12 protein-coding genes and 1 pseudogene are annotated in these 8,206 nt (G+C 70.6%); 1 reads left to right on the top strand and 12 read right to left on the bottom strand.

Features of this window, described 5'->3' with window-relative positions; all coding sequences use genetic code 11:
• Positions 1-174 precede the first annotated feature (174 nt).
• Complete coding sequence (locus ACN0T5_RS20905) at positions 175-414, top strand: YdcH family protein (RefSeq protein WP_417770538.1); 240 nt, start codon at positions 175-177, stop codon at positions 412-414.
• A gap of 38 nt (positions 415-452) precedes the next feature.
• On the opposite strand, the gene ACN0T5_RS20900 is transcribed toward ACN0T5_RS20905, so the two are convergent.
• The 12 genes and pseudogenes from ACN0T5_RS20900 to ACN0T5_RS20845 all read right to left on the bottom strand — a co-directional run bounded on the left by ACN0T5_RS20900 (position 453) and on the right by ACN0T5_RS20845 (position 8,194).
• On the bottom strand, positions 453-1,040 hold the full coding sequence (locus tag ACN0T5_RS20900) for a phage tail tape measure protein (protein WP_417770537.1): 588 nt from the start codon (positions 1,038-1,040) through the stop codon (positions 453-455).
• Positions 1,024-1,269 carry a rcc01693 family protein gene (locus ACN0T5_RS20895; protein WP_417770536.1) on the bottom strand — a complete coding sequence of 82 codons (246 nt, stop codon included), beginning with the start codon at positions 1,267-1,269 and terminating at the stop codon, positions 1,024-1,026. The genes ACN0T5_RS20900 and ACN0T5_RS20895 overlap by 17 nt, the downstream gene beginning before the upstream one ends.
• Positions 1,256-1,615, bottom strand: coding sequence for a gene transfer agent family protein (locus ACN0T5_RS20890; RefSeq protein WP_417770535.1), 360 nt, complete (start codon positions 1,613-1,615; stop codon positions 1,256-1,258). Before ACN0T5_RS20890 ends, ACN0T5_RS20895 begins: the two co-directional genes overlap by 14 nt.
• Before the next feature lie 3 nt (positions 1,616-1,618).
• Entirely contained in the window at positions 1,619-2,032 is a 414-nt protein-coding gene (locus ACN0T5_RS20885; protein ID WP_417770534.1) for a phage major tail protein, TP901-1 family, read from the bottom strand.
• 42 nt (positions 2,033-2,074) lie between these two features.
• Positions 2,075-2,482 (bottom strand): DUF3168 domain-containing protein, encoded by a 408-nt coding sequence (locus ACN0T5_RS20880; protein WP_417770533.1) that lies wholly within the window; start codon positions 2,480-2,482, stop codon positions 2,075-2,077.
• Positions 2,479-2,814 (bottom strand): head-tail adaptor protein, encoded by a 336-nt coding sequence (locus ACN0T5_RS20875; RefSeq protein WP_417770532.1) that lies wholly within the window; start codon positions 2,812-2,814, stop codon positions 2,479-2,481. Before ACN0T5_RS20875 ends, ACN0T5_RS20880 begins: the two co-directional genes overlap by 4 nt.
• Positions 2,811-3,380, bottom strand: a complete 570-nt coding sequence (locus tag ACN0T5_RS20870) for a head-tail connector protein (protein ID WP_417770531.1) — start codon at positions 3,378-3,380, stop codon at positions 2,811-2,813. The genes ACN0T5_RS20875 and ACN0T5_RS20870 overlap by 4 nt, the downstream gene beginning before the upstream one ends.
• 85 nt (positions 3,381-3,465) lie before the next feature.
• Entirely contained in the window at positions 3,466-4,746 is a 1,281-nt protein-coding gene (locus ACN0T5_RS20865; protein WP_417770530.1) for a phage major capsid protein, read from the bottom strand.
• Between the two features lie 48 nt (positions 4,747-4,794).
• A complete protein-coding gene (locus tag ACN0T5_RS20860; protein WP_417770529.1) occupies positions 4,795-5,343 on the bottom strand; it encodes an HK97 family phage prohead protease in 549 nt (182 codons plus the stop codon).
• The gene (locus ACN0T5_RS20855) at positions 5,340-5,561 is read right to left on the bottom strand and encodes a hypothetical protein (RefSeq protein ID WP_417770528.1); all 222 of its coding nucleotides are present in this window, start codon (positions 5,559-5,561) and stop codon (positions 5,340-5,342) included. The genes ACN0T5_RS20860 and ACN0T5_RS20855 overlap by 4 nt, the downstream gene beginning before the upstream one ends.
• Positions 5,562-5,867: 306 nt before the next feature.
• Positions 5,868-7,013, bottom strand: a pseudogene (locus ACN0T5_RS20850) (phage portal protein); the annotation flags it as partial.
• A 119-nt stretch (positions 7,014-7,132) separates the two neighbouring features.
• Entirely contained in the window at positions 7,133-8,194 is a 1,062-nt protein-coding gene (locus ACN0T5_RS20845; protein ID WP_417770539.1) for a DNA-packaging protein, read from the bottom strand.
• Positions 8,195-8,206: the final 12 nt, after the last annotated feature.

Genomic DNA, 8,206 nt, shown 5'->3' with positions numbered 1-8,206 from the left:
CCATTGCGGCCCCCCGCTTGCGCCGAAGGCGACGGACAACGGAAACCGCTCCTCGACGAAGCCCGGCGTCATCGCGTCGCACCGGCCGCGTAAAGCATACGCCGTTTGATCTCGCTCAAGGCGGACCCGTCACGGGCCGCGCAAAGTCGTTTCAGCACAGGAGGTCTAGCGGACATGAGTCATGTTCCCCACGAGTTGCACGAGGAATTCCCGGACGCCGCCGACGCGCTGCACGCGCTGAAGACGACAAACGCCCATTTCACGCGGCTCGCCGAGGCCTATCACACGGTCAACCGCGAGATTCACCGGGTCGAGACACAGGTCACCCCGGCCTCCGACGAGACGCTGGAGGAGCTGAAGAAGCAGCGTTTGCATCTGAAGGACGAAATCGCGGCGATGCTCGCCGCTGCCTGAAACGCCGGTGCCCGAGCCCCTCCTCTTCGGGCCCGACGTTAGAGCCCGCGCCGTCCCCGTCCGACGGCGCGGGCTACCATCGTCGCGATCTGCGCTTCCGACCTTGCAAAGCTGTCCGCATCGCGCGTTTCAACGTTGAAGACGATCTGCGGCGCGCCCGAGGCCCCGCCTGCGGCAACGCCGAGCCGGCCGCTTGCATCGCGCGACAGAGGCAGCACCGCCTCCGCCCCCGCCTCTCCCATCAGCCCCGTCCCGCCGCTCGAACCGGGCAGCGGAAAGTACCCCGGCGCCGCGACCACCCCGCCCTTGGCGAAGGGTGTGACGCCGCCCGTGCCCGTGCCCGAGGCCGCGCCGAACAGCCCGCCAACCAGTCCCGACAGCCCGCGCGAAAGTCCCTGTTCAAGCGGCGCAATCGCCGCCGACAAGGCCCGCCCCGACAGGGAGAGCGCGGCCGAACGCAGCACCTGTTGCAGCGAGCGGCCGTCGACCAATGCCTGCCGCAAGCCGGTTGAGAGCACGCCGGCAGCGGCGCGCGAGGCATCGCGGACGTCCTCCATCGCCAGTCTCAGCCGCTCGGCCTCCTCGCCGACGGCCGCGAAGCCGCCCGTGTCATCGCGTCCGGTCATCGCCCCCGCCCCCTTCTTCATGCGCCTTGTCCGGGAACCGGCGCATCAGCGCCTCAAGTCCCGGCCGCGCCAGTCGCCCCGTGCCCTGTCCATGCCTCATGCCAAGGCCGGCAAGGGCTGCCGCCACCTCGCGCGGCGTCGCCGTCCAGAAGACGTCCGGTGTCCAGCCGAGCCGGCCCAGACACGCCGCCATCACGGCGGCCCAGGGGAAGGCTTCAGGCTCCTGCATCGCTCGGGTCCCCTCCCTCACCGTTCCCCTCGTCGCTGCCGCAAAGGAAGGTCGCGCGCAGCAGGGCGGCCACGAGCCGCACCGTTTCCGGCGCGCCTCCGGCGAACCGCAGCCGTGCCACCTCCCCGTCGGCGATGTCCCAGCCGCCGCCGCGCAGGCCCGCACCGAGAATGCGGGTGATGTCCTGCGCCGAAAGCCGCCCGTCGGCGAAACGCTCCGCCAGCGCAACGAGGTTCTCGGCCCTGAAGGCCGCTTCAAGTTCCGCCAGCGCGCCCAGCGTCAGGACCAGTACGTGCCGACGGCCCTCGATAGTCGCCTCGATCTCTCCGCGTCTCCGGTTGACCATGGCTCACTCCCCCGCGAAGGCGAGCTGGCCGGCCGATTCCAGCGCGATCTCGTAGGTCACCTCGCCGTCATGGGTGCCGGCATAGTCGAGCGTCACCACCTGGAACGGTCCGGTGATCGTGCCGAAACCGGGGATCACCACCTGCCAGTCGCGGATCACCCCGTCGAAGAACAGCCCGCGCACGGTTTCGTCCGCCGCCTGGTCGCGGAAGATGCCACCGCCCGAGATGCCGGCCGAACGGGTGCCGGCGCCGGCCAGCAGTTCGCGCCAGCGCCCGGCGCTGTCGGCATCGGTCACGTCGACGCTTGCCGCATTGAGCGCGATGCGCCGGGCCCTCAGGCCGGCCATGGTGACGAAGCCTCCCGCGCCACTCGCGTCGCATTTGAGAAGTAGGTCCTTGCCTGCCTGTGCGGCCATGCCTGTCCCCTGTGTCTGTCGGGTTGAAGAACTGCCGCCGGATCAGCCGGCCGGCTCGGTGACGACGCGCAGCCGCAGCCGGCCGCGCCATGTGCGTCCGTCGGAAAGCCGCTCCAGCCGCGTTTCCGGATCTCCGGCATTGATCAGCAGATGGCCGGAAAGATGCGCGCCGAGCCCGGAAAGCGCCGCCCGCGCGCCGTCGAGGATGGCGGCTGCCTCGCCGCGGGCCGCCTTGCGCGAATGAACGAGGATCTCGACCTGCGAGACCTCGCCTTCCAGCGGTGTGGCGGCGAGCAACCGCGTCTCGATGCGCCCGATCTCGATGAAGGGATGGGCTGCGGCGCGCGGCGCGCCGTCGTGAATGGCCGGCGGCACCGGCAACGCCGCCAACCCGGCATCCTGGCGCAGGCAGGCGGTGAGCGCGCCGCGCAGCGCGGCATGCAGGCTCATCGTTCCTCCTCCTGCAGCAGGCAGAGCACCTCGCCGGTGCGCCGCGCCGCGCTGTCGTCGACCGCCAGCACCCGGAAGACCCGCGCGCCCTCCACAAGCCGCCAGCCGCCGGCAACGCCGGTGCCGCTTCTCAGCCGGCCGACATGGCTTGCAATGCCGTCGATCCGCCCGCCCGCCTGTCGCTCGGCAAGGCTCGCCGCGGCCAGGGCCACGAAGACGAGACCGGTGTCGGCGAAAACGGTCTCTGCCTCGCCATCCGCCGCCTCGATCCGCTCGGGCCGCTCCAGCCGCATCGCGCGGTCGAGCGCACCCGCTCCCTCCCGCCGCCTCACAGCCGCAGCGTCCGGTATGAGGAAAGCAGCGCGGCAACGCCGGGCGGCATGCCGAGCATACCGGGATCCGCTCCCCCCTCGCGATGCTCGAACCAGTGGGCGACGAGCAGCAGCACCGCATGGCGCAGCGGCTGCGGCACGGCGGCCGCATCGGCCCCGTATCCCGCGGTGAAGTCGATCTCGATGCCGTTGAAGCCGGAAACCCCGGCGGACGCGCCGGCCGCAACCTTCAGCCGGGGCGGTTCGCCGGCCCCGTCGAGCCGGTATGCCTGCGGATCGAGCGCCACCGGCATGCCGCCGCCGTCATAGACGGTGACCGTCTCCACGGAGGCGACGGGGGCGACCGGCAGGCGCACCACACGGCCCGGCGGCCAGGCATCGAGATAGAGCCGCCAGCCTTGCGCGATCAGGGCGCGGCGCGTTGCCTGCTCCACCTGGGCGCGGGCGGCGGCGATCAGTCTCCCGAGGAGGCCGTCCTCGGCCTCGCCCGTCAGGCGCAACTGCGCGCGCGCCTCCTCCAGCGTCACCGGCTCGCCCGCCGGCGGCGTCGTCACGATCGCGGTCATGGCCGTCCTTCATCCGTTTCGTGGTTGTCGTGCGGATCGGCTGGCTGCCCGGGCCATGCGCCCGGACAGTGCCGCATGCATCCGCTCAGGCGGAAAAGGCGAGCAGCTTGATCGCGTCGAAGTCCTGCATGCCGCCGCCGACGCGCTTGGTCGTGTAGAACAGCACGTAGGGCTTGGCCGAATAGGGATCGCGCAAGATACGCACCCCGGCCCGGTCGACCACCAGATAGCCGCGGCGGAAATCGCCGAAGGCGATCGCCGGTGCGTCGATGGCGATGTCCGGCATGTCCTCGGCTTCGGTCACCGGGAAGCTCATCAGCGTCGCGGGCGCCCCGACCGATGCCGGCGGCTGCCACAGGTAATTGCCGTCGCCGTCCTTCATCTTGCGCACCGCTCCTTGCGTGCGACGGTTCATGACGAAGCGGGCGTTCTGCCGGTAACCCGCCTTCAGTGCATAGACGAGGTCGATCAGGACATCGCCGGGAGCAGAGGCCGGGAACGCCCCGTCGACACCGGTCGCCACATGGCCGAGATTGCCCCAGCTCCAGGACGCCTCCGCCACGCTCGGATAATCGAGGAAGCCGCGCGGCCGGTTGACGCCATCGCCATTGACGAAAGCCGCCCCCTCCTGTTCGGCGAAGGCGAGTTCGACCTCCTCGGCGATCCAGGCATCGACATCGACCGCCGCATCGTCCAGCAGCGAAGCCGTTGCCGCCGGCATGGCGTAGAGCTCCATCGTCGGGAAGGCGAGTTCGGCAAGCGTCGGCGACCCCGTCTCGGGCCGCGCCGCCGTTTCCGCCACCCAGCCCGATTGCGGACCGGCGATCGAGAACGGCTTCTTGAAGACGCTGGCCGAGACCTGCCGGCTGCCGGCAATGGCGCGGATCGGCGAGACGCTGGCCATGCGGCGCAGGATGCCGGCCTCGGTCTCCTCCGGCACCAGGTAGCCGCCATCGGGATCGGACCCGACGGACAGCGCCTTCTGCTCCAGCACCCGCAATCCGTCCTCGCGGCCCTTGCGCATATAGGCGAGGAAAGCGGACTTGTGCTCGTCCGGCACCCCGCTCGCCTTCTCGCCGCTCTCTCCGCGTGGCGGCCGCGCCGCCTTCAGCGCCAGCGTGTCGAGGCGCTGCTGCTGGCGGTCGAGCGCCGCGTCGATGCGGGCGAGCTTCTCCCCGGTCAATCCGTCGGCGGAACCGCGCGTCTCGATCTCGGCCAGCCGCTCGTCATTGACCTCGCGAAACGCGGCGAAGGCGGCGCGCATCTCGTCGAGTTCGCGCCGCGTCGCGTCCTCGCCGGTCACCGCCTTGGTCTCGGGCGCCTGCAGGGCGGTGGCCGGTGCGGGCCGGGTGTTGCTGTCACTCATGGTCGAATGCTCCGTTGTCGGATGGTCGGTTGCGAAACAGGGACAAGATCAGGCATGCAGCGGCGACGGCCGGCCGCCGCGCGGGTCGTCGCCAGGGCGCATGGCGCCGGGCCGCACGTCGAGGCGGGCCAGCGGATGCAGCGGGAACGTCACCAGCGACACTTCCCAAAGGTCGATGTCGTGGATCCGGCGGATGCCGGTCGCCGGGTCGCGGCGAGCCGAGCGGGTGCGAAAGCCGATGGAGAGCCCGTCGAGCGCGCCGGCCCTGACCAGCGCCGCCGCATCCCGCCCGGCCTGCGTGCCGGTGACGAGCCGGCCGCTCATATGGAGGCCGCGCGCGTCTTCCCGCACGCTCTCCCACACGCCGATGGGCCTCGCCGGATCGTGCTGCCAGAGAAAGCGGATGCCGCCCGCCCCGCGCTCCTTGATCGAGCGGCGAAAGGCGCCGCGCAAAACCAGGTCGAGCGCATCGTCGGGCGTGCCGAAGAGGCTCGCGTAACCGGAAACGCGGGACGGGTCCCGATGCCGCGCTTCCGGCTCGCGGCCGGTGCCGATGGCGGTCGGCGCGCTCGCCAGTGGCATGGACGCGACGTTCATGCGGGCACCTCGCCGTCCGTCCCGCGCTGGCGGATCACCGCATGAAGCGACAGCGCGAAGCGGGAAAAGACCGCCCGGTGCGCCCGCTTCACATGGAAGGCGGACACCCGCTCCAAAACCGGGGCAGTGGCATCGTCGCGGGGGCACTGCGTCCCGCTGCTGCCTGTCGACAGGGATCGCGGACGCGCGAATGCGCGCCCCGCAATGCGGTGCGTCATGGTCTGGATCTCCCTTTTCGTGAATTCAAAACGGCGGCTGGCGAAGACCGCCCCGCCCCTAGTCCTCGCCGATCATCCGGTTGAGCCGGGCGATGGCGTCGACGAAATCGTCGAAACGGCGGTTGGAGCGGACCGTCTCGCGCAAGGACCAGACGAGCAGGCTCGATGCGGAACTCGCCCACAGGAACAGCACCAGATGGGCGAGGTCGCCCCGGCCGCCGATATAGGCGGCAAGCGGATCCACCCCGCCCCCCCCCCCACCGGCCCGACCGGGTGCCCGACGCCCTCGCCCTCCGGCTCCGGCTCCGGCCCGTAGCCGACGGCGATGCGCTTTTCCGCAAGGCTGAGGAAGGAGGCGCGCTCGATGCGGTCCCACAAGGCCCCGCGTTCAGGCGCCAGCGCCTCGATCCGGTCCGCATCCGGTGCAAGCCTCAGCCCCGGACCGTCCGGCGGAGCCAGGAAGCGGGCGAGCGCCTCCCCGACGCGGCCGGCGAGCGGCAGCACGGTCTGGCGCCAGAAGGCGCGGTTGGCCTCCTGGTAGTTGGCATAGGTGTTGTCTCCCGGGATCGCCAGCAGCATCGGCGGCACACCGAAGGCCAGCGCGATCTCGCGCGCCGCCTGGTTCTTGGCCGCGATGAAATCCATGTCGCGCGGCGTGAAGCCCATCGGCTTCCAGTCGAGCCCGCCTTCCAGCAGCAGCGGCCGGCCGGCATTACGCGGGCCCTGGTAGCCCTCTTCGAGTTCCTTCTTCAGCCGTTCGAACTGCTCGTCGGAGAGATTGCCCGCCTCCGCTCCGCCATAGACCAGCGCGCCGGAGGGGCGTGCGGCATTGTCGAGCAGCGCCTTGTTCCAGGCGCCGGCCGCATTGTGCAGGTCGAGGCTGACCTGCGCCGCCTCGATCGGCGCAAAGCCGTAGTGGTCGTTGAGCGGATGGAAGATCTTCAGATGCAGCACGCCGGGCCGGCCCTCGCGCGCTTCCGCGGCAAGCCGAACGGTGCGCCCGGCGACCGTATAGTCGAACCCCTCCGGCCAGCCGTCGCGGCCCGGCACCACGCGCACCCGGTCGGGCCTCAGCGCATGCAGTTCGCGCGGCGCCCCGTCGATGTCGACCCGTTCCAGATAGGCGTTGCCGGCAACCAGCAGATGGCCGTAGACCTCCTCCATCAGCGCCGTGCCCGAGAGCATCGCGTTGGGCCGCGCCAGCAGCGCCAGAAGCGGATGATCGTCAACCTCACGTTCACCGTCATAAAGCACCATGGGTACGCTGGCGGCAGCTTCGGCGATCATCCGCACGGCCCGGTGGACGACCGGGTTTCTCGCGTATCCCTCCCGCGCCAGCGCCGCGTAGTCGCGCGGCGTCCACACCGGGCGACCGGCATGGGCAAGCGCCACGATCGGTCCCGTGCGCGAGGCCTTGGCCTCGGCGGGAGCGCGAAGAAGCGAGTCAAACATGCTGCGCAAGCCCATGATATGACTTTCCTTTCCGGTGAAACCTGAGAAACTGATTCCGCTGCCTGAGATGATGATTCAGGTCTCTGGCAAACTGATTCAAAAGTGGATTCGAAGCAGGCTCAGATGCTGCGCAGGCGCGGCACGCCGCCCTTGGCCAGCGCCAGTTCGTGCAGCGCATAGACCAGCGCATCCAGCCGGTCGGGCGAGCGGCCGCTCGACAGCCCTTCGGTGGTGAAGTCCGTCATCTCGTCCTCGAGCGCCGCGAAGTCGCCGACATGGCGCACCCGGCCCTGTTCGTAGAGCATGGCGACAGGCTCGGCCCGCAGCCACTTGCCGCGCCGCGCCCGCACCGGCCTGACCGGCGCACCCGGGTCGGCGCCGGCGATCACGGCACTGACCATGTCGCCGCCCTGGTTGACCTCGGCGACGAGACAGTCGGCCTCCAGATCGCGCCACAGGGCGACCGCGGCCTTAGCCCAGCGCGAGGGCGTCGCCTGTTCAAGGCTCGCATCGGCCAGCACATGGATGATGCCCCTCGCGTCGATGCCGGCGGCGATGATGCCGCAGGCATCGGAGCGGCGTGTCGCGCTCGCCGGCGGATCGACCGCGACGACGATGCGCACCAGTTCGGGCGCTGTCTCGACGCGGATCCGGTCCAGTCCCTCGCGGGACCACATGGCGCCCTCGCGCGCCTCCACCAGTTCGCCGTCGAGTTCCTGCCGGGCAAGCCGCGTGCCGTGGTAACGGGCGCGGATCGCGGTCACGAAGCCCTTCGCCAGATGAGCAGCGTTTGCTTCGGTCGGGGCGGTGACGACGCGGCTTGCCGGATCGGCGATCAGCCGTTTCAGCAGCGGGATCGGACGCGGCGTGGTGGTGACGAGCTGACGCGGCCGCGTGCCGAGCCTCAGGCCGAATTGCAGCATGTCCCAGGTCTCCTGCGCATAGCGCCACTTGGCCAGCTCGTCGCACCAGGCGAGCGCGAATTGCGGCCCCCTCAGCGCATCCGGGTCCTCGGAGGAAAACACCTGCGCCACCGCGCCTGAGGGCCATTCCAGCCGCCGCCGGGAGGGCAGCCATTGCGGCCGTTCGCAGGCCGGATGCACGCTCATCAACCCGGAAACGCCCTCCACCATCACCTCGCGCGCATCCATCTGCGTCTCGCCGACCAGCGCGATGCGCAAGGGCTCGGCGGT

Source organism: Stappia sp. (assembly GCF_048261845.1).
Classification (GTDB): Bacteria; Pseudomonadota; Alphaproteobacteria; order Rhizobiales; family Stappiaceae; genus Stappia.
Note: the sequence above shows the minus strand (reverse complement) of the source record. Positions and strands in the feature narration are given on the sequence as shown.

Excerpts from the sequence above, each read along its gene's own strand:
- ACN0T5_RS20905 (WP_417770538.1), top strand. The coding sequence starts at position 175 with ATGAGTCATGTTCCCCACGAGTTGCACGAGGAATTCCCGGACGCCGCC.
- ACN0T5_RS20900 (WP_417770537.1), bottom strand. The coding sequence starts at position 1,040 with ATGACCGGACGCGATGACACGGGCGGCTTCGCGGCCGTCGGCGAGGAG.
- ACN0T5_RS20895 (WP_417770536.1), bottom strand. The coding sequence starts at position 1,269 with ATGCAGGAGCCTGAAGCCTTCCCCTGGGCCGCCGTGATGGCGGCGTGT.
- ACN0T5_RS20890 (WP_417770535.1), bottom strand. The coding sequence starts at position 1,615 with ATGGTCAACCGGAGACGCGGAGAGATCGAGGCGACTATCGAGGGCCGT.
- ACN0T5_RS20885 (WP_417770534.1), bottom strand. The coding sequence starts at position 2,032 with ATGGCCGCACAGGCAGGCAAGGACCTACTTCTCAAATGCGACGCGAGT.
- ACN0T5_RS20880 (WP_417770533.1), bottom strand. The coding sequence starts at position 2,482 with ATGAGCCTGCATGCCGCGCTGCGCGGCGCGCTCACCGCCTGCCTGCGC.
- ACN0T5_RS20870 (WP_417770531.1), bottom strand. The coding sequence starts at position 3,380 with ATGACCGCGATCGTGACGACGCCGCCGGCGGGCGAGCCGGTGACGCTG.
- ACN0T5_RS20865 (WP_417770530.1), bottom strand. The coding sequence starts at position 4,746 with ATGAGTGACAGCAACACCCGGCCCGCACCGGCCACCGCCCTGCAGGCG.
- ACN0T5_RS20860 (WP_417770529.1), bottom strand. The coding sequence starts at position 5,343 with ATGAACGTCGCGTCCATGCCACTGGCGAGCGCGCCGACCGCCATCGGC.
- ACN0T5_RS20855 (WP_417770528.1), bottom strand. The coding sequence starts at position 5,561 with ATGACGCACCGCATTGCGGGGCGCGCATTCGCGCGTCCGCGATCCCTG.